The organism is Glycomyces artemisiae (genome assembly GCF_003002955.1).
Classification (GTDB): Bacteria; Actinomycetota; Actinomycetes; order Mycobacteriales; family Micromonosporaceae; genus Glycomyces; species Glycomyces artemisiae.
The window spans coordinates 118,112-137,439 of the sequence record NZ_PVTJ01000008.1 but is presented as its reverse complement, the minus strand read 5'-3'; the positions used below and the strand labels follow the sequence as shown (position 1 = coordinate 137,439).

At 71.2% G+C, this 19,328-nt stretch carries 15 protein-coding genes and 1 pseudogene; 4 read left to right on the top strand and 12 right to left on the bottom strand.

Annotated elements, in window-relative coordinates:
* Positions 1-399 precede the first annotated feature (399 nt).
* From B0I28_RS19900 to B0I28_RS19885, 4 genes are all read right to left on the bottom strand, one after another.
* The gene (locus B0I28_RS19900) at positions 400-903 is read right to left on the bottom strand and encodes a GNAT family N-acetyltransferase (RefSeq protein ID WP_106365598.1); all 504 of its coding nucleotides are present in this window, start codon (positions 901-903) and stop codon (positions 400-402) included.
* Between the two features lie 47 nt (positions 904-950).
* Positions 951-2,030, bottom strand: a complete 1,080-nt coding sequence (locus B0I28_RS19895; protein ID WP_106365597.1) for an AAA family ATPase — start codon at positions 2,028-2,030, stop codon at positions 951-953.
* Positions 2,027-2,662: a nicotinamide riboside transporter PnuC gene (gene pnuC, locus B0I28_RS19890; protein ID WP_106365596.1), complete on the bottom strand. Its 636-nt coding sequence runs from the start codon at positions 2,660-2,662 to the stop codon at positions 2,027-2,029. Before pnuC ends, B0I28_RS19895 begins: the two co-directional genes overlap by 4 nt.
* Positions 2,663-2,775: 113 nt before the next feature.
* Positions 2,776-3,549 (bottom strand): DUF1684 domain-containing protein, encoded by a 774-nt coding sequence (locus tag B0I28_RS19885; RefSeq protein WP_106365595.1) that lies wholly within the window; start codon positions 3,547-3,549, stop codon positions 2,776-2,778.
* Between the two features lie 154 nt (positions 3,550-3,703).
* Here B0I28_RS19885 and B0I28_RS19880 point away from each other — a divergent pair, with 154 nt between their 5' ends.
* The 3 genes from B0I28_RS19880 (at position 3,704) to B0I28_RS19870 (ending at position 8,578) form a co-directional block, all read left to right on the top strand.
* Entirely contained in the window at positions 3,704-5,230 is a 1,527-nt protein-coding gene (locus B0I28_RS19880; RefSeq protein WP_106365594.1) for an alpha-N-arabinofuranosidase, read from the top strand.
* Positions 5,231-5,319: 89 nt separating this feature from the next.
* Positions 5,320-6,306 carry a LacI family DNA-binding transcriptional regulator gene (locus tag B0I28_RS19875; protein WP_181245873.1) on the top strand — a complete coding sequence of 329 codons (987 nt, stop codon included), beginning with the start codon at positions 5,320-5,322 and terminating at the stop codon, positions 6,304-6,306.
* A gap of 37 nt (positions 6,307-6,343) precedes the next feature.
* Positions 6,344-8,578, top strand: coding sequence for a tetratricopeptide repeat protein (locus B0I28_RS19870; protein ID WP_146148172.1), 2,235 nt, complete (start codon positions 6,344-6,346; stop codon positions 8,576-8,578).
* 57 nt (positions 8,579-8,635) lie between these two features.
* Here the strand turns inward: B0I28_RS19870 and B0I28_RS19865 are convergent, their stop codons facing one another.
* The 5 genes from B0I28_RS19865 to B0I28_RS19845 form a co-directional block, all read right to left on the bottom strand.
* Positions 8,636-10,681 (bottom strand): cellulase family glycosylhydrolase, encoded by a 2,046-nt coding sequence (locus tag B0I28_RS19865; protein ID WP_219926878.1) that lies wholly within the window; start codon positions 10,679-10,681, stop codon positions 8,636-8,638.
* Between the two features lie 151 nt (positions 10,682-10,832).
* Positions 10,833-11,444, bottom strand: coding sequence for a LysE/ArgO family amino acid transporter (locus tag B0I28_RS19860; protein WP_106365590.1), 612 nt, complete (start codon positions 11,442-11,444; stop codon positions 10,833-10,835).
* 63 nt (positions 11,445-11,507) lie between these two features.
* On the bottom strand, positions 11,508-13,022 hold the full coding sequence (locus B0I28_RS19855; RefSeq protein WP_181245872.1) for a pectinesterase family protein: 1,515 nt from the start codon (positions 13,020-13,022) through the stop codon (positions 11,508-11,510).
* Between the two features lie 151 nt (positions 13,023-13,173).
* Positions 13,174-14,028 carry a LamG domain-containing protein gene (locus B0I28_RS19850; protein ID WP_219926877.1) on the bottom strand — a complete coding sequence of 285 codons (855 nt, stop codon included), beginning with the start codon at positions 14,026-14,028 and terminating at the stop codon, positions 13,174-13,176.
* Positions 14,029-14,149: 121 nt separating this feature from the next.
* Positions 14,150-14,716 carry a hypothetical protein gene (locus tag B0I28_RS19845; protein WP_106365588.1) on the bottom strand — a complete coding sequence of 189 codons (567 nt, stop codon included), beginning with the start codon at positions 14,714-14,716 and terminating at the stop codon, positions 14,150-14,152.
* 149 nt (positions 14,717-14,865) lie between these two features.
* Here B0I28_RS19845 and B0I28_RS19840 point away from each other — a divergent pair, with 149 nt between their 5' ends.
* Complete coding sequence (locus B0I28_RS19840; protein ID WP_106365587.1) at positions 14,866-15,831, top strand: GlxA family transcriptional regulator; 966 nt, start codon at positions 14,866-14,868, stop codon at positions 15,829-15,831.
* Here B0I28_RS19840 and B0I28_RS19835 read toward each other — a convergent pair.
* The 3 genes and pseudogenes from B0I28_RS19835 to B0I28_RS28640 form a co-directional block, all read right to left on the bottom strand.
* A complete protein-coding gene (locus B0I28_RS19835; RefSeq protein ID WP_106365769.1) occupies positions 15,828-17,120 on the bottom strand; it encodes an MFS transporter in 1,293 nt (430 codons plus the stop codon). The genes B0I28_RS19840 and B0I28_RS19835 overlap by 4 nt on opposite strands.
* The gene (locus B0I28_RS19830; protein ID WP_106365586.1) at positions 17,117-18,463 is read right to left on the bottom strand and encodes a GH1 family beta-glucosidase; all 1,347 of its coding nucleotides are present in this window, start codon (positions 18,461-18,463) and stop codon (positions 17,117-17,119) included. Before B0I28_RS19830 ends, B0I28_RS19835 begins: the two co-directional genes overlap by 4 nt.
* Before the next feature lie 157 nt (positions 18,464-18,620).
* Positions 18,621-19,013, bottom strand: a pseudogene (locus tag B0I28_RS28640) (helix-turn-helix domain-containing protein); the annotation flags it as partial.
* Positions 19,014-19,328 lie beyond the last annotated feature (315 nt).

Genomic DNA, 19,328 nt, shown 5'->3' with positions numbered 1-19,328 from the left:
CCTGGTGCAGAGCGACTGGTGGCCGCTGGCGACGCAGATCGGGCTGGTGTGGACGGCGGCCGTGTTCAGCGTCTTCATCGCGTTCGAGCGCGACATCCACCGGCGGGCCCGGACCGCGGGCCTCTCGACGGTCCCCGAGGGCGAGTTCCCGCCGGGGCGGCTGGCCCGGTGGCGGCCGACGCTGGTCATCTACTGCGTGCCGGTGCTGGGGATCGGCACGCTCATCATGCTCGACCTGGTGCAGGACGAGCTGGTGTACGCGTCGTTCGTGTCGCTCATCAACCTGTCGATCTACTACTTCAAGAGCGCGGGAGCGGACGCGCCGCGGGTGCGCACGGAGCTGTCGCGGGCGTTCCTCGCCGCGGAGCGGCTGGACCGGCTGGACGCGCGGGACGCGGGTCAGAGCGGGCGGCGCATGCAGACGCGGGGCCAGCGGTCGATGCCGTGGGCGGATTCGCGGTCGCGGATCGCGCGCAGGCCCGAGGTGAGGGCGTCGTCGGCGAGCGGGGCGAATCCGAGCCGCTCGTAGTAGGGGGCGTTCCAGGGCACGTCGCGGAAGGTCGTGAGGGTGAGCGCGTCGAGGCCCCGCTCGGCGGCCGCTGCGGCGGCGTGGTCGATGAGGGCGCGGCCGAGGCCGCGGCGGGCCCGGTCGGGGTGGACGGACACCTGCTCGATGTGGAGGGCGCCGTCGACGGGCTCGGCGATGAGGTACGCGACGGGCCTGCCGCGGTCGGCGGTGGCCCAGGCGAGGCCGGTGCGGCGGTAGTCGTCGAGTTCCTTGAGGGTGAGCGGCTCGTCGTCGGCGATGGCGTCCATGCCGACGGTGCGGAAGCACTCGCCCGCGGCGCGCTCGATGTCCTGGAGGAGGGGCAGGTCGGTAGTGGTCACGGCCCGGATGCGCATGTGGCAAGTGTGCGCCCGCGCGGCCCGGCGGGGCAAGCCGGTTCGCCTCAGCGGTACTCCGGGAGCGGGTCGGCGATGCCCCAGCCCGCGGCGACGAGCGCGTCGACGGCGCGCACGGCCTGGTCGAGGCGGTCGGCGCGGGTGCCGTGGAGCTGCACGTAAGGGCGGCCGGTGCGCTCCAGTTCGGCCTTGAAGCGTCCGGTCATCCAGGGGCGCAGGTGCTCGCCGTCGCGCAGGCCGTCGTCCTCGAACGGGACGTCCTCGTGGTCGGTGAGGAGGTACAGGTGGTGGTGCAGCGCGTCGGCGAGCGGGTCGACGTCGGGGTTGCGGCCGCCGATGTAGCGCTCGTGCCAGACGGCGGTCGCGAAGGCGTCGGTGTCGCAGAACAGGACCGGGCCGCCGATGCGGGCGGCGGCCTCTTCGAGGTCGTTCTGGCGGGCGGCGATGCGCGGGAAGTCGGCGGTGTCGAACCTGACGTCGGCCCACACCGCGCCGGGCCGGACCGCTTGCAGTGCGGCGAGCTTCTCCTCGCTGTAGACGCGGCCGTACTCGGGCACGCACTGTGTGGCGGCCCAGACGCCGCCGCGGGCGGCGTAGGCGGCGGCGAGGTCTTCGGCGATCGTGGTCGTGCCGGTCGACTCGGCGCCGACCGCGACGACGCGCAGCGCGAGGCCGGCGCGCACGGGCCCTTCGAGGTAGTCCCAGTTCCCGGCCGGGTCGGCGCGGATCTTCGTGCCGGAGACGGGGACGGCGTTCCGGTCGAGGTCGACGAGGACGTGGGCGGCGCCGAGGCGGCGGGCCAGCTCGGGGCCGTAGGGCTCGGAGGTGAAGAGCGCGTCGATCCGCTCGGGGACGGCGGCCTGGAAGATGTCGACGTGGGCCTGCCAGATCGCCTCGTCGTTGAGGTCCATGTGGACGTTGTCGACGGCGCCGATGACGCGGGCCGCGGGGAACGCCTCCTGGATCCAGGCGACGCGGTCGGCGAGGGGGATCGACTCGACGTCGGCGTGGCTGACGAGGACCGTCAGGCGCTCGCATCCGGCGAGGGCGCGGCGGATGAGGTGGAAGTGGCCCGCGTGCGGCGGGTAGAACTTGCCGAGGACCAGGCCGTGCTCGGGGAGGCTCACGCGGTCGCCTCCGCGAGACCGGCGGTGCGGAGGTCCTTCTGCCAGTTGCGGAGGCCGAGGACGCACAGGGCGAGGAACCCGACGTAGAGGATCGCCGTCAGGTACAGGCCCTTGTAGGCGTACAAGGGGATGTAGACGAGGTCGGCGGCGATCCAGAGCCACCAGGATTCGAGGCGCTTGCGGGTCTGGCCGTAGGTGGCCATGAGCGACAGGACCGTGGTGAGGGCGTCCCAGAACGGGACGGTCGAGTCGGTGGCGCGGTCGAGGAGGAGGGCGAGGGCGGCGAGGCCGATGAGCCCGGCGCCGATGAGGGCGGTCCACTCGGTGCGGCCGGTGCGGCTGACGGGGAGGCGGTCGTCGGCGGGGCCGCCGCCGCGGACCCAGTTCCACCAGCCGTAGGCGCCGAGGGCGATGAAGACGAGCTGGAGGCCCGCGTCGGCGTAGAGGCCCCACTGGGTGAACAGCACGATGAACATGAGGCAGTTGAAGATCCCGATGCCCCAGTTGGCGATGTGCTGGCGGGCGACCAGCCACACGCACAGGGCGCCGGAGACGAACCCGAGCACCTCGATGAGGGTGGTCGGGACGCCGAAGGCGTCGAAGAGGACGGGGTTGGGCACGGCGTCGAACACGAGGGGTCCTTTCAAGGGGCGCTTCGGGTCACGACTCTACGTCGGCGCCGGTGCGGGCCGGGAGCGTCCCGGCCCGCCGCGAGGGCGTCAGCCTCGGTGTCGATATATCTTCTTTATGACGGTTTGCGTTCGCCCGCCGTGACCGCGGCGGTGAGGCGGTTCGCGCCCGGCGGGAGCGGGCAGGTGCCGTAGTCGGTGAACGCGCAGGGCATGTTGAGCGAGCGGTTGAAGTCGAGCTCCACCGTCCCGTCCGGGTCCGGCGCGGAGGCGGTGAGCTGGCGGAACGAGGACGTGGTGTCGCCGTTGGTGGGGTCGCGGAACAGCAGCCACAGGCGGCCCTCCCCCGCGTCGGTCGCGACGAGCTCCTGGGCCGCGCCGCCGAGGTCGAAGCGGACGGTGCCGACGGCGTGCAGCGACTGGTCGACGCCTTCGCGGACCGAGCCGACGTCGACGAGTTCCGGGGCGGGGGTGAACTCGGCCCGCACCACCCACGCGGGGTCGGGGTCGAAGGCGGGGACGCCGGTGAAGCCGGTGCGGGTGGGCGCGAGCGGGTCGCGCACGCGCACGGCGTGGCGGCCGCCGCGCGGGGCGAGTTCGAGCCGCTTGTCGCCGTAGTCGACCCAGGCCGGGCCCGAGCCCGCGGGGGCCTTGAACTCGACGGTGCCGTCGACGGCGCGCCCGTCGGCGCTGAGGCCGTCGGCGGCCTTTGCGGTCACGGTCACGGCAGTGCCGTCGGAGGACCAGAGGCCGGGCAGGCCGTCGAGGGGCGCGGGCTCCTCGTCGAGCCAGTGGAACGCGGTCAGGCTGAGCCAGCCGTGGGGCTGGGCCAGCGCGGCCTCGCGGTGCTCGTGCCAGTCTCGCCAGGCGCGGGTGAAGTCGTCGGTCATGCCGGGTACAAGACCGCGGTGCGCCGGGAAATTCCCTTTCCCTGGAGTCTTGACAAGCGGTCGGCGGGACCCGGTAGAGTGAGGTCGCTTTACCGATAAATTACCCCGTCCGCAGCGCGTTTCCCAGGGAGGCGCGCCTCCCTGGAAGGCACCGATGAGCAGCACCGTCAACGCCGTGGTCAACCTCGACCTCGAAGGCCCCGTCATCAGCCGGCACGTGTACGGCCACTTCGCCGAGCACCTCGGCCGGTGCATCTACGGCGGCTTCTACGTCGGCGAGGACTCCGACATCCCCAACGAGGGCGGCATCCGCCTCGACGTCGTCGAAGCCCTCCGGGCCCTGGACATCCCGAACCTGCGCTGGCCCGGCGGCTGCTTCGCCGATGAGTACCACTGGCGCGACGGCATCGGCCCCAAGGAGGACCGGCCGGTCATGATCAACACCCACTGGGGCGGGGTCGAGGAGAACAACCACTTCGGCACCCACGAGTTCATGGCCCTGTGCGAGCTGCTCGGCACCGAGCCGTACATCTCCGGGAACGTCGGCTCCGGCACCGTGCAGGAGATGAGCGAGTGGGTCGAGTACCTCACCCGCGACGGCGACTCCCCCGCGGTGCGCGAGCGCAAGGCCAACGGCCGCGAGGAGCCCTGGAAGGTCAAGTACTGGGGCCTGGGCAACGAGACCTGGGGCTGCGGCGGCAACATGTCGGCCGAGCAGTACGCCCTCGAAGCGCGCCGCTACGCCACCTACTGCCGCAACTACGGCGACAACAAGCTCTACCGCATCGCCGCGGGCGCCTCGGACTTCTCGTACGGCTGGACCGAGACGCTCATGAAGCAGCTCTCCCACCTGGGCTGCCAGCGCGTCGAGCGCCCGCTGTACCAGGCGGTCTCGGTGCACTACTACACCGTGGCGGGCCCCTGGGACAACAAGGGCTCGGCGACGGAGTTCACCACCGACGAGTACTACACGACCCTCTACAAGGCGTCGCGGACCGACGAGCTGCTCACCGGGCACGGGAACGTCATGGACCTGTACGACCCGAAGAAGGAGATCGGGATCGTCCTCGACGAGTGGGGCACCTGGTGGGACGTGGAGCCGGGCACGAACCCCGGGTTCCTGTACCAGCAGAACACGATGCGCGACGCGCTCGTGGCCTCCGTCCACTTCGACATCTTCCACAAGCACGCCGACCGCCTGGTGATGGCGAACATCGCGCAGACGGTGAACGTGCTCCAGGCGATGATCCTCACCGACCCCGACTCGGGCGCGCTGGTGCTCACCCCGACCTACCACGTGTTCCGTATGAACAAGGGCCACCAGGACGCCGCGAGCCTCCAGGTGCACGTCGTGGGCGACAAGCCGGTCAAGGACGTCGACGGCGCGGAGCTGCCGACCGTGTCGGTCTCGGCCTCCCGCAAGGACGGCCGCCTCCTCGTCTCGCTGTCCAACCTGGACGCCGACGAGGCCGCGGACGTGTCGATCGACCTCCGCGGCGGCGCCGTCACCGGCCTGGCCTCGGAGATCCTCACGGCCGCCGCGGTCAACGCGCACAACAGCCCCGACGCCCCCGAGGCCGTCGCGCCGCGCGCCCACGACGGGGTGCGGATCGAGGGCGGGAAGCTGCTCGTGCACCTTCCGGCGCACTCGTTCGTCACCGTCGCGGGCGATGTCGCGTAGGCGGGGACACGGCGTAGTCGCGCCCCCGCATTAGGGTGAGAACATAGGAGGGTCGTCGAGTCTGGAAGGCGGTACCCGAGATGGTGACGATGAGCGACGTGGCGCGCCTGGCCGGCGTGTCGAAGATGACCGTGTCCAACGTGGTCAACAACCGGGCCGGGGTCTCCGAGCCGGTCCGGCTGCGCGTCCTCGATGCGATCCAGCAGTCCGGGTACCGCCTGAACGTCAACGCCCGCACGCTCAAAGCCGGGCGCACCGGGGTCATCGGCCTCGCTGTGCCCGGCGTCGACCAGGCGTACTTCGGGATGCTCGGCGCCCTCGTCATCGAGGCGGCGCAGGCGCGCGGCTTCCACGTGGCGATCGAGCAGACCGGCGGCAGCGACACCGGCGAGGTCGAGGCGGTCGCCCAGTCCCACAAGCTCCAGTTCGACGGCCTGATCCTGAGCGCCGTGGTCCTCGACCCGCGCGAGCAGGCCCACTCTTGGGGCGACTTCCCCATCGTCATGCTCGGCGAACGCGACTTCGGCGCCAGCATCGACCACGTCGGCATGGCGAACGAGGCGGGCACCCGCGCCGCCACCGAGCACCTGATCGCACAGGGCTGCAAGAGGATCGCGAACGTCACGGGGTGGACCCTCGAAGGCGTCCACGTCGTCTCGCGCCGCTACCAGGGCTATGTGGACGGCCTTGCGGCCCATGGCATCGGCCTCGACACCTCCCTGGTCGCCCTCTCGGGCATGTCGATGGAGGACGGCCGCCGCGCCGTCCGCCGCCTCCACGCCTCGGGCGTCCCCTTCGACGGCGTCGTCGCCGTGACCGACACCGTGGCGCTGGGCGTCATCCGCGGCCTGGCCGACCTCGGCCTCCGCGTCCCCGAGGATGTGCGGGTGGTCGGCTTCGACGACATCCCCGAATCCGCCTACACCACACCGGCACTGTCGTCGGTCTCGCCGGACCACCGCTGGATGGCCGAAAAAGCCGTCGACCTCATCGCCGCCCGCATGGAGGACCCGACCCGGCCCCCCGAAGAGCACACGGCCCCATTCGAACTGAAAGTGCGCGAGTCGACCGCCTGAGTAGAATCGGTACTTCCTTCCCCCGGAGGTAGCCGCCTTGCCCCGAGCTTTCGACAACCGGATCGAACTGGTCGTGGGCGCCCCGCGCCCCGCCCCGGTCCAATGGCCGCACCGCATCGGCACGGTGCCGCCGCTGGCGGCATCACGGCAGGAGCGCGCCGCCGATGAGCACCTGGTCGCAGCGGACGCGCCCTGCCAAGTCTTGTCGGGCATGGGCGGCGTCGGGAAGACGCAACTGGCGGCGGCCTACGCGACGCGCCGCTGGGAGCGGGGCGAAGTGGACCTGCTCATGTGGGTGAACGCCAGCAGCCGCAGCGGCATCGCCGCCGCCTTCGCGCAGGCGGGGGTCGAGATCTGCAGCGCCGAGCCGGAACAGGGCGATCACGCCGCGGTTGCCTTCCTCAACTTCCTGGCTCGCCCCGGGGCACCGCGGTGGCTGGTGGTGCTCGACGACCTCGACGATCCGGCGGACCTCCAAGGGCTCTGGCCTCCGGCGCACCCACGGGGACGGACGATCGTCACCACACGGCGCCGCGACGCCGCTTTGGACGGCGACGGCCGGTCCCGTCTCGACATCGGCCTGTTCAGCCCTGAAGAGTCCCTTGCGTATCTGCACGGCAGGCTCGGACTCCACGCAAGGCGCACTGCCGGGGCCGCGGTCCTGGCCGAGCGCCTCGGCGGACTGCCGCTCGCGCTCGCACAGGCGGCGGCGTTCATCATCGATCGGCCCGGCCTCTCCTGCGAGGGCTACCTCGCACTGATGGCGGACCGCACCATCGCCCTCGCCGAGCTCAGTCCGGAGATCTCGCCTGACGGCTACCACTCGCCGCTGAACACGACCTGGACGCTCTCGCTCGAACAGGCCGATCGGCAGCTTCCCTGGGGACTCGCCAGCAGCCTCCTGCACCTCGCCGCGCTGCTCGACCCGACCGGGATTCCCGCCTCGCTCTTCTCCACCGAACCGGCCCTGGAGTTCTGCTCCCGCGGCGGCGCGGTCCGAGCGCACCAGGTCCCGACCGCGCTGAGCCGACTCCACCGCCTGAGCCTGATAGACACCGACGGGTCACTGGTGCGGATGCACGCGCTGGTGCAGCGGGCCGTGCTCGAATCCGCCTCGACCGCCGATATCGACGCGGGCGTGCTTACCGCGGCGGACGCCCTGCTGGCGATCTGGCCCGATCTGGAGAGCTCACCCGCTTCAGCCTCGACCCTGCTGGTCAGTGCGGCTCGACTGGTCGAACAGTCCAGCATGACGCTGTTCCACGATCGGGCGCATCCGCTGCTGTTCAGGTCCGGCAACAGCCTCGGCGAGCACGGCCAAGTGCAGATGGCGGAGAGGTTCTTTGAAGCGCTGCTGCTGCCGGTCAGCGGGAATCTGGGCGAGGACCACCCGGACACGCTCCGCGCCCGCCACTCGCTCGCCCGCTGGAAGGGCGAGTCCGGCAATGTGGAATCCGCGATCGAGGGCTTCGAATCGGTCCTCATCGACCGTGCCCGCGTACTGGGGCCCGACCACCCCGACACCCTTTCCACCCGACAGCGCCTCCTGTACTGGAAGGGCGAGCGCGGGGATCTGGAGACGGCCATATCGGAGACCGAGAAGCTGTTGGCCGACCGGACCCGAGTGCTCGGCGCCGACCACTTCGATGTGCTCGTGGCACGCTCGCTGCGCGCCCGCTGGAAGGGCCGCTCCGGTGACGCCGCGGCCGCCGCGGAGGAGAACGAAGAGCTGCTCACGGACTGCCTGCGGCTGTTGGAGACCGACCATCCGTTCACGCTCGCGGTCCGGCACAATCTCGCCCACTGGCGAGGCGCCGCCGGGGACCCCGAGGGTGCGGTGGCCGCCACCGAGGCGATGCTGACCGACCGGCTGCGCGTGCTCGGGCCCGACCATCCCGACACGCTGCGCAGCCGCCAGAACCTCGCGGGCTGGAGGGGAGAAGCCGGCGACAGGGCCGCCGCGGTCGCTGAGCTGAGGTCGGTGCTGGCCCACCAGCTCCAAGTGCTCGGGCCCGACCACCCCGACACACTCGCGGTCCGCAACGACCTCGCCCGGTGGACGGCGCGGACCGGCGATGTCGATACGGCCCTCCAGGAGTTCCGCGGCCTGCTGGCCGACTGCGACCGGCTGCTTCCCTACGAGCACCGGTACCGCCAGGCCGTGGTGCACAACCTTGACTACTGGACCGAGCGGCAGCGCTCCGGCCGGTATCGCGGCCCCGGGCGCGGCTTCACCGGCGGGGCGAGCAATATCGGGATCGGGAGCTACTGACGGCGCGGGACCGGCCCGGCGCGTTCGCGCCGGGCCGGTCCGTCTGTCGGAGGCGGGCTAGGTCAGGGAGCCGGTGACGTTGCCGCCGGATTCGGTGACGTAGTAGGTGACGGTCTTGCCGCTCCAGAAGTGGAAGGTCAGGGTGACCTTCTGGCCGTCGTTGACTTCCGCCCAGAACGCGGTGGGGAGGCTGACGGTGCCAGCCGCGTAGTCGGGGCTGAAGGCGCGGGCGAACTCCTTGTAGGAGGTCCAGTTCTGGGGGCCGGCGGGGGTGCCGTCGGCGTACTTGGCCTCCATGGTGGCGAGCTGGTCGCCCTTGAACTGGGTGGGGATGGCGAAGGACGCGGAGGCGCCGGTCGCGGCGGACATGGTCGGCTGGTCGTAGGAGATGACGCTGATGCGCCATGGCGCGCCTTGGGAGAAGACCGCTTGGACGCTGCCTCTGACGCCGTAGGAGCGGTCGCCGAGGAGGGTGGTGAGCCTGCTGGCCTTGATGGTGAGGGTGGAGCCCGAGACGGTGTAGTCGGTGCCTTGCACGAGGTTGGTGGTGCCGACCCGCAGGCCCTGGAAGGTGGTGCCGTTGAGGTTGAGGGTCAGGGAGACGTCGGCGACGGCGGCGGTGCGGGCCACGTAGATCTGGTCGGAGGAGGCGGTGCCGGAGCGGGTGGTCCAGGCGGCCTTCATCATGGCGAAGAGCTCGGGGTCCTTCCACTGGAAGGCGGTGCGGTCGAAGTGCTGGCCGTTGTCCCAGAGCTGGAGGGTGATGCCCTTCTGCCGGGCGTAGTACCCGGCGTACTCGAAGAACTTGAGCTTCTCGCCCTGCTCGACGGTGCCGGTGTGGGCGTCGAAGCCGAGGAGGCCGTACTCGCCGATCAGGACGGGGATGCCGTTGGCGACGAACTCGTTGTAGGCGCGGTCGAAGTAGCCTTCGAGGTCGGCGCGCACCTCGTCGTTGAACTTGGTGTACCCGGCGATGTTGACGCTGAAGGGCCAGAAGCCGTAGTAGTGGATGGTCGCGGCGATGTTCGGGTCGTCGAGGGCCGCGATGGTGTCGCTGAGGGCGTCGAGGCGGCCCTGGTCGGCGTTGGTGTGGAGGGTCGGCAGGACCAGGACGCGGTCGGCGTTGCCGCCGCCGGAGGCGCGGACGATCTCGTGGAACGAGGTGTTCAGGTCGTCCAGGAGCGCGTAGGCGGTGGCGTCGTCGACGTTGTTGAACTGGGGTTCGTTGACGCTCTCGAACAGCAGCTCGGGCGGGGCGTCGCGGAAGCGGTCGGCGAGCGCGGTCCAGATGGACTCGTAGCGGGCCTCGACGACGGTGCGGTTGGAGTTCATGTCCGCCATCCAGATCCACGAGTCGTGGTGGATGTTGATGAGGACGTACAGGTCGGCGTCGAGCGCCCAGTTGACGACCTCTTCGACGCGGTCGAGGTAGGCGTCCTCCACAGTGTAAGGCGCGGACTTGGACTGGTGGTTGTCCCAGGTGACGGGGATGCGGATGCTGTTGTAGCCCTGGGCGGCGACGTTCTGGATGAGGGACTGGGTGATGCGCGGGTTGCCCCAGGCGGTCTCGTCCGTGCCGACCGAGTCGAGGGAGTTGCCGAGGTTCCAGCCCGGCTGCATGGCCGCGACGGTCTCCATGGCGCTGACACCGCCGGTGGGCGGCGGGGTGGTGGTGGGGCCGTCGGTGGGCGAGGTGGTGGGGTTGGTCGGGGTGCCGGTGCAGACGGTGCCGTTGAGGCTGAACGAGGCGGGGACGCCGTTGGTGCCGGACCAGGAGCCGTTGAAGCCGAACGATTGCGAGCCGTCGGTGGGGATGGAGCCGTTGTAGCTCATGCTCTTGGCGGTGACGGTGTCGCCGGAGCTGGTGGTGGTCGCGTTCCAGGCGTTGGTGACCCGCTGCCCGTTGGGGAACGTCCACACCAGGTTCCAGGAGCTGACGGCGGTGCCGAGGTTGGTGATCTTCACGTCGGCGGTGAAGCCGCCGCCCCACTGGGCGGCGATCTTGTAGTCGACCTTGCAGCCTTCGGCCGCGTAGGCGGCGTTGGGGGCGAGGATGCCGAGCCCTGCCGCGAAGACGGCGAGGGCGGCCACTGCCAGTGCCATCCATGTGCGGGTTCGTCGCTTGACGCCTTGCATGGCTCTCCTTCTGTCCGCGTCGTGTGCCGGGAGGACGTGCGGGGCCGCGGGAACCCATAGAGAATCCTCGATATAAGACTAAGTTGTGAGACTAAACTTTGTCAATCGCTCCCAAGGCTTACATCAGGAGCCTTGCGAACTCGTAGGCGAGCCAGGCGGCGAAGACGAGGAGGACCAGCCCGGAGGCGCGGTCGAACCAGACGCGCCGCTCCTTCGTCATGAACTTCCGCAGTCCCGTTGCCGCGCTGGCGAGAAGCAGGAACCATATCCAGGAGGCCGCGACGGCCCCGGCGGCGAAGACCGCGCGGGAGGCGGTGGCCTGCGCGGCGATGGCCGCGCCGAGGACGCCGACGGTGTCGAGCACGGCGTGCGGGTTGAGCAGCGACACCGCGGCGGTGCGGCGCAGCGTGCGGGCCGGGGACCACGCGCCGGTCTCGTCGGCGAGTTCGGAGGGCTTGGCGCGCAGGGACTTCACGCCGAGGTAGGCGAGGAACAGGGCCCCGGCGGCGAGCATCGCGGGCCGCAGGCCCGGCACGGAGTCCAGGAGCGCGGAGGCGCCGGTCGCGCCGAGGACGATGAGGAGCGTGTCGCACAGTCCCGCCCCGGCCACGGCCCACAGCGCCCGCGGCATCCCGAGGGCCACGCCCTGGCCGAACACGAACACGTTCTGGGCCCCGATCGGCACGATGAGCGCGAGCCCGAGGGCGAGCCCGGCGAGGAGCGCGGTCACGGGAGGGGCGAGGGGTAGGTGCGCATCACCGGATCGTAGTGGTCCGGCAATGCGCACCCGCGGTCAGCGGATCGGGTTCCAGCCGTCGGAGCCGCGCAGGTAGTCCGCCATCTCGTAGTTCGCGGCCTCACTGGAGGACAGCTGGGGCCGGTTGGCGTTGACCGTGGCGCCGGGGCCGGTGTTCTGGTACTCGCGCAGGCGCGCGTCCTCCCAGGCCAGGCCCGACATGTCGGACCACGGCTCGGCCGTGCGGATGTGCGCGCCGATATAGGTCTCGCGGTAGAGGACCTGGCCGCGCGCGGTGGTGGAGCCCCCGGCGGGCCACGGGCGGCCCAGGTACACGGAGTTGCTGGGGGCGTTGGAAGTCAGGGTGCACTGGTAGAACAGCATCCCGTACGGGTTGGTGATCTCGGTGCTCGGCGCGACGATGTAGCCGTTGTTGGTGGTCGAGCCGCGGGTGAGCGACTTGACGGTGCAGCCGTCGAACACGGCGGTGCCGCGGCCGAAGATGAAGTCGACGTCGCCCTCCACATAGCAGTCGTGGTAGTACTGGCGCGACACGGTGGTGGCGCTGGGCGAGTCGGTCAGGAGCGTGTCCTGGTTGCCGAGGAACCGCACGTTGTCGAAGACCATCCGGTCGCCCTGGACCTTGACGGCCACGGCCTGGCTGCTGCCGTTCGCGGCCTCGTCGTAGGTGTTGGCGAAGGTGAGGTCCTCGGCGGTGAAGTTCGCGCCCTGGAGGAGGACCGAGGCGCTGCCGCTGGTCCCCCACGTGCCGCCCGAGCCGTTGTCGCAACTGGCGCAGCGGTTCTCGTGGATCACGACGTCGGCGGCGTTGCCCGTGGCGCCGACGAAGGTGATGCCGGTCTTGGAGGAGGGCACGGTGACCGCGCCCTTGTAGTTCCCGGCCTTGATGAGGATCGTCGAGCCGGAGGCCGCGGCGTTCACCGCGGCCTGGACGGTGGTGTAGTCGCCGGAGCCGTCGGCGGCCACGACGATGTCGGCGTCGATGTCGCCCTCGGCGGGGATGAGCTTGAACTGCTGGTTGGTGGCACCGGTGGCCGTGTACTGGGAGATCCTGCCGCCGTTGGCGGTCGACCACTCCCAGACATCGAGGACCTTGCCCGAAGCGCGGTTCACGAACGTCGCGTAGCCGCCGGACTCGGTGATCCGCCACTGCTGGTTCGCACTCCCGGCATCGCCCCACTGCTGGACCTTCGCACCGTCCGCAGTCGAGCCCGAGGCGACGTCGAGGACCTTGCCCGAATGGCGCACCTCGATCTTGTAATACCCGCCGCCCACATCGGTGAAGCGGAACTGCTGGTCCTGCGAACCGTTCGCAGACCACTGCACGAGCTCGGCACCGCTGTCGAGCGACGCCGCACGGATGCCCAGCACCAGACCCGAGCTGCGGGACTGCACGTTGTACCAGGTACCGGTCTCGAAGGCCTGCGCACTGGCGGCGGTGAACAGGGCGGTCGTGGCGGCCAGGACGGCGCCGAGCAGGAGCGCGAGCGCCGCTGTGAGGACGCGCCGCGGGCGCGCGCTCGCAAGGCGCGCTGGGGCAATCGATTGCATATCGACTCCATGGGAACGCGCCCGGTCGCTGAGCATGCCGGGAGGAAAATCTCCTCAGCAATCCAGGCATTGATAGTTGTCGATTCAGATTGTAGGGCAAACGGTCTCAGGGCGCCACCGCCCGGGCCTCCGAGACCCGGGTGGCAGCGGATCAGCCGTTGTTGGTGCGGCCCACGTAGACGTTCTGGGCCCGGTAGAGCGTGTCGCCGCTCGGGCCCGAGGAGCCCGACGAGCCCTCCATCTGGAGGTTGATGATGATGTTCATGGCCTTGCCGACGAAGTTCGAGCCGGTGTGCGCGGCCTTCCACGTGCCGTCGAGGTAGTAGTGGATCTGCACGTCGGTGGCGCTGGTCTTGGTCATCCAGATCCGGTACTCGTGCCAGGAGCCGGGCGAGGAGACCGGGACGATCGTGTTGTCCCAGGAGCCGTCGTAGGTGTTGAACCAGTTCCTGCCGTCGCCCTTGAACTCCAGGATGTCGCTCTCCGGCGGCCACGAGTTCGCGCCGGTGATCCAGAACGCCGGCCACGTGCCGGGCGCCGAGGGGGCCTGGAACTGGCCGCGCAGCTCCCAGTTCGGGTAGGTGTCGTTGACGAGGACCTGCCGCTTGGCGTGGATGGCCGCGGAGTGGTAGTGGATCGGCAGGTACGGGTCCTTGCTGGAGTTGCCCTCGTCCCAGGTGATCCGGGTGGCCTTGATGTTGAGGACGCCGCTGGGCGAGAGCCAGAGGTGGTTGGCGTCCGAAGAGGACGCGTACATCCGGGCCGTGCCGTTGTGGTCGGAGCCCCACGGGTACAGGTAGTTCCAGGAGGCTTCGAGGGTGGCGCGGCTGGCGAAGGAGCCGTCGAGCACGGTCTCCCAGGCCGCGGCCCCGATGTACTCGGACGCCTGGTCCGCGGCCCGGGCCGGGTCGAGCGGGCCGAGGAGCGGCGCGGCTGCGGCGGCGCCCGCCGCCGCCGCGAACCGCTTGAGGGCCGTGCGCCTGGTGCTGCCCTTGGGTGCGTTCATGTTCAACCGCCTTCGATGCGCGGCGATGCGACCGGAGGTTTCCGGTCACATCGAACCACTTCAATATACAGTCATATATGGTGCGGATCGGGCGCACATTTGTCAACGGTTTCCTACGCGTTCACCCGTTCACGGTCACCACGATCATCGCCACCGCGGCGATCGTGTCGAGGAACATGCAGAACTCGGTCATCGAGCGGACCACGACGCGGCCGTTGTGCCGGTGCCAGACGTCCCACGCGGCGTGGCCCAGCAGTCCCGCGGCCACGATGTACGCGGCGACGTCGCCGCCGATGACGAGGACCGCCACGGCGGCCCCGCCGAATACGACCATCGCGAGGGACTGGAGCGGGAACTCCTCGAACGGGCGGGTCACCCCGCGGACCAGGCCGTACACCGCGAAGGCGGCGGCGACGCCGAGCAGGACCCAGGTGTCGGCGTCCTCCCACGGCGTGAACCCGGCGGCGCCGATGACCACGAAGGTCAGCCAGAACACGGGCCAGGCGGCGCGCGGGCGCCGGAGCGCGGCCGCGCCGAGGTAGACGAGGCCGGAGGCGGTGAGGACCGGCGCGAGGTCGGCGCCCACGGCGAGGTCGTAGGCGACGAGCGCGCCGAAGGCGGTGCCCGCGGCGGCGGGCCAGAACCGCAGGAGGCGGTTCCCGGTGAGCTCAGGGGTGGCGGTCGACATCGGAAGCTCCTTGCATACCTGGAGGGGGTATCTGACGCCCCCAACGATCCGCCTCCCGCGCGAGACGGTCAAGCTCGGGATGCACCGAGGTCCGAAATCTTGGGATCCTCGTCTTCCGGACACCGCCCGCCTGCGCTTACAGTGAAGGCATGGACCCGCACCGCGTGGTCGTCGTCGGCTACGACGACGCCGAACTCCTCGACATCGCCTGCGTCACCACCACACTCGACGCCGTCAGGCACATCGACCCCGCCTGCCGGTACGACCTCGTGCTCGCCACCCCCGGCGGCGCGCCCGTCACCTGCTCCAGCGGGCTCGTCCTCAACGCGCAGGCGGTGCTCGAACGCGTCCGCGGGCCGATCGGGACCCTCGTCGTCTCCGGCGGGCTCGGCCACGGCGGCGCGGCGGCAGACGAGCGGCTCACCGGGCACGTGCGCCGCCTCGCCCGCGAGAGCGAGCGCGTCGCGTCCTTGTGCACCGGCGCGAGCGTCCTCGCCGCCGCCGGGCTCCTCGACGGGAGGAGGGCGACCACGCACTGGCGCTTCGCCGACGAGCTCGCCGCCAGGTACCCGCAGGTCGAAGTGGACCCGCGCCCGATCTGGGTGCAGGACGGGAACGTGTACACCGCCGCCGGGGTCACCAGCGCGCTCGACCTCGCTTTGTCGTTCATCGAGGCGGACTTCGGGTCCGACATGGCCCGGTGGGTCTCGCGCGCGATGGTCACCTACCTGCACCGGCCCGGGAACCAGGCGCAGATGAGCGTGTTCACCGCCGCGCCGCCCGCCGACCACGACGTGGTCCGCAAGGTCGCCGACCACGTGGCCGCCGCGCTCGACGGCGACCTGTCGACCGAGGCGCTGGCGCGGCTCGCGCGGGTGAGCCCGCGGCACCTGACGCGGCTGTTCCGCGCCCACCTGCGGCAGACGCCGGGGAGGTACGTCAGGAAGGCCCGCGTCACGTCGGCGGCGCAGCTCTTGTCCACGACGGACCTGCCGGTGGCGCGGATCGCGGCGCGCTGCGGGTTCGCGTCGGCGGAGGCGCTGCGGCAGGCGTTCGCGAAGGAGTACGGGATCGCGCCCTCGCAGTACCGCACGGTCGCGGCGAACACGGGTTAAGGCACGGACTTGATGGGCCATACCAGGATGCCGCCGAGGAGCGTGACGCCCGCGGCGACGGCGTAGAGCCCGGCGTAGCCGCCGAACCCGGCGATGATCGGGGCGGCGAGGGCCGGGCCGAGGACCTGCGGGACGGTGGAGGCGATGTTGATGATGCCGAGGTCCTTGGCGCGGTCGGTGGCGGCGGGCAGGACCTGCGTGATGAGGGCCTGGTCGACCGAGAGGTAGACGCCGAACCCGGCGCCCATGATCGCGGCGGCGGCGATGGCGGCGGGCCAGGTGTGCCAGAAGACGAGGATGAGCGCGGCGATCGTGATGACCACTGAGGACGCGGTGACGAGGGCCTTGCGGCGCCCGATCCGGTCGGAGACGACGCCCCCGGCGACGGCGGTGGCGATGACGCCGCCGGTGTACAGGAGCGTCAGGATGAGCACGCCCTGCTCGGGGTCGGGGTAGCCGACCGCGTCGTCGAGGAAGTACAGCAGGTAGAGGGTGCCGGTGGCGTTGCCGAGCATGACGAGGAATCGCGTGAACCAGGCCCACGCGAAGTCGGGGTGGGCCTTCGGGGAGACCCAGAACGTGTCGAGGACGGCCCGCCACGAGAACGGGGGGCGGGCGCGGCGCGGCAGGGGCGGGTCGGGCGTGGTGAGGATGAACGGGAGGGCCATCGCGGCGGCGGCGAGGCCGATGACGATGTAGCCCGCCGAGAGGTCGGTGACGAACATGGTGACGATGACGGCGCCGACGACGAGGCCGAGGGCCTGGGGGAACCCGATCCAGCCGGAGACGACGGCCCGCTGGCGCACCGGCACGTGGTCGGGGATGCCGGCGTTGAGGCTGGCGTATCCGGCGTTCAGGGCCGCTTGGGCGAGGCACCAGCAGAGGAGGACGCCGAGGACGGTGGTCTGGAACCCCAAGAGGCACAAGGCGAGGGCGCCGGCGGCGACGCCGCCGAGGGTCCAGGGGTGGCGGCGGCCGAAGCGGCCGGTGGTGCGGTCCGAGAGGGCCCCGGCGAGGGGGTTGGCGACGACCGCGACGAGCGCGCCGACGCCGGTGACGAGCCCGAAGGCGGCGACCTTCCCGTCCTCGTCGATCGCTTCGAGCTGGAGGGGCAGGAGGACCTGGATCGGGGTGAAGAACGCCATGTACAGGCCGAGCATGGCGGTGGTGATGCCGCCGATCCAGACGCGGCCGACGTTGCGGACGGGTTCGGCCAGCGCGGCGTCGGAAGCGGGAATCGTCGCGGCGGCGTCGGGGGCTGAGTCGGGGGCGGGCGGGGCGGTGGTCATCGCCGCTGCTCGGCGATGAGGGCCGCGTAGCGGTCGAAGGAGTCCTTGGGGGTGCGCTCCAGGGTGTCGAAGTCGACGTGGACGAGGCCGAAGCGCTGGTGGTAGCCCTCGGCCCACTCGAAGTTGTCGAGGAGGCTCCACACGAGGTAGCCGCGCACGTCGGCGCCCTGGTCGACGGCGGCGGCGACGGCTTTGACGTGCGCTTCGAGGTAGTCGATGCGGGCCTGGTCGCGGATGCGGCCGTCGGCGTCGGGGGCGACGTCGTAGGAGCAGCCGTTCTCGGTGACCCACAGGGGCGGGAGGGCGTCGCCGTAGTCGGCGGTGAGCTCCAGGAGGGTCTGGGTGAGGCCGGAGGGGATGACGGGCCAGCCGAAGTCGGTGGTGTTGACGTGCGCGAACTCGGCGAGTTCGAAGGGGAGCGGGGTGGTGCCGGGTTCGGGGGCGGTGACGCGGGTGGGGTTGTAGTAGTTGACGCCGAGGCCGTCGAGGGGGGCGTTGATCGCGTCGAGGTCGCCGTCCTTGACGAACGGGAGGGGTCCGGCAAGGCCGAAGCCGTCGAGGTCGGGGTAGGCGCCGCGGAGGACGGGGTCGGTGAAGAGGCGGCGGTGGAGGGTGTCGTAGGCGCGGGCGGCCTCGGTGTCGGCGGCGCTGCCGCTGTAGGGGATCGCGGGGGTGTAGGAGTTGGTGAGCATGACGTGGGGGGCTCCGGCGGCGCGGAGGGCGGCGGTGGCGAGGCCGTGGCCGAGGAGCTGGTGGTGGGCGGCGGGGAGGGCGTCGAGGAGGTAGGTGTGGCCGGGGGCGTGCTGGCCGAGCGCGTAGCCGAGGGCCATGTGCTCGAAGGGCTCGTTGAGGGTGATCCAGTGGCGCACGCGGTCGCCGAGGCGGTCGGCGACGGCGGCGGCGTAGGCGGCGAAGCGGTGGGCGGTGTCGCGGTCGAGCCAGCCGCCGCGGTCTTCGAGGGCCTGCGGGAGGTCCCAGTGGAAGAGGGTGGGCATGGGGGTGACGCCGGCGGCGAGGAGGGCGTCGACGAGGCGGTCGTAGAAGGCGAGGCCGGGTTCGTTCGCGGGGCCGGTACCGTCGGGCTGGATGCGGGGCCAGGCGATGGAGAAGCGGTAGGCGTCGGCGCCGAGGCGCTGGAGGAGGGCGACGTCCTCGTCGTAGCGGTGGTAGTGGTCGCAGGCGGTGTCGGCGGTGTGGCCGTCGCGGATCTTGCCGGGTTCGGCGGTGAAGGCGTCCCAGACGGACGTGCCGCGCCCGTCCTCGTTCACGGCTCCTTCGATCTGGAACGCCGAGGTGGCGGTTCCCCAGACGAATCCCTCGGGCAGGCGCGGTATGGCGGCCACGGGCACCTCCGAACGTGACGTGAGTTACGTTCGTGAACATACCAGGTCGTGAACCGGCCGGTAACCCCGCTTGGGGGCGGTCTCTGGGGGGTCCGGCGGCGCGGATCGCGCGCGGGGAGGCGCCGAGTTCGCGGCGGCAGGCCTTGTTGAACGCCTGGAGGTCGGGCACGCCGACGGCGGCGGCGACGGCCGCGATCGACAGGGTCGACTCGGTGAGCAGGTGGCGGGCGCGTTCGAGGCGGCGGCGCCTGATGTGGGCGACGACGGTAGTGCCGGTGGCGGCGCCGAACAGGCGCGTGAGGTGGTTGTGGGACAGGCCGACCGCGGCGGCGATGCCGGGGACGGTGAGGGGCCGCGGGAGGTTCGCCTCGATGTGGGCGAGGGCGGCGGCGACGGCGGGGTGCCCGGCGGGCTCGGAGGGAATCTCGGTGAGGCGCCACAGGACGGTCCAGACCTCGGCGGCGGCGCGGGAGGGGGCCTGGGGCTGGGCGGCGACGGCGCGCCGGAGGGCCTCGGCGACGGGGGCGCGGGCGGGCCCGGCGTCGCGCATGACGGGGACCTCGTGGGCCGCACCGGAACCGGTGAGTCTGAAGTGGACGTAGAAGTGCTCGGAGGGGCCCCGGTAGCGGAAGCGGGCCTCGGTGTCGGGCGGGATGAGGCTGATGCGGCCGGGCCGGATCGCGTGGCGGGTGCCGCCCACCGTGAGTTCGGCGTCGTAGTCGTAGAGGTGGAGCTGCCACAGGTCGGGCAGGCGGAAGCGCTCCTCGTCGATGCCCTGGCCGTGGAGGCCGATCCCGGCGTGAACGGCGTCGGGCGGGGAGTCGAGGTGGAGGCGCACGTGCTGCATGGGGAGAATCGACCACCA

Excerpts from the sequence above, each read along its gene's own strand:
- B0I28_RS19835 (WP_106365769.1), bottom strand. The coding sequence starts at position 17,120 with ATGACCACCGCCCCGCCCGCCCCCGACTCAGCCCCCGACGCCGCCGCG.
- B0I28_RS19865 (WP_219926878.1), bottom strand. The coding sequence starts at position 10,681 with ATGGCACTGGCAGTGGCCGCCCTCGCCGTCTTCGCGGCAGGGCTCGGC.
- B0I28_RS19840 (WP_106365587.1), top strand. The coding sequence starts at position 14,866 with ATGGACCCGCACCGCGTGGTCGTCGTCGGCTACGACGACGCCGAACTC.
- B0I28_RS19850 (WP_219926877.1), bottom strand. The coding sequence starts at position 14,028 with ATGAACGCACCCAAGGGCAGCACCAGGCGCACGGCCCTCAAGCGGTTC.
- B0I28_RS19900 (WP_106365598.1), bottom strand. The coding sequence starts at position 903 with ATGCGCATCCGGGCCGTGACCACTACCGACCTGCCCCTCCTCCAGGAC.
- B0I28_RS19885 (WP_106365595.1), bottom strand. The coding sequence starts at position 3,549 with ATGACCGACGACTTCACCCGCGCCTGGCGAGACTGGCACGAGCACCGC.
- B0I28_RS19880 (WP_106365594.1), top strand. The coding sequence starts at position 3,704 with ATGAGCAGCACCGTCAACGCCGTGGTCAACCTCGACCTCGAAGGCCCC.
- B0I28_RS19855 (WP_181245872.1), bottom strand. The coding sequence starts at position 13,022 with ATGCAATCGATTGCCCCAGCGCGCCTTGCGAGCGCGCGCCCGCGGCGC.
- B0I28_RS19875 (WP_181245873.1), top strand. The coding sequence starts at position 5,320 with ATGAGCGACGTGGCGCGCCTGGCCGGCGTGTCGAAGATGACCGTGTCC.
- B0I28_RS19845 (WP_106365588.1), bottom strand. The coding sequence starts at position 14,716 with ATGTCGACCGCCACCCCTGAGCTCACCGGGAACCGCCTCCTGCGGTTC.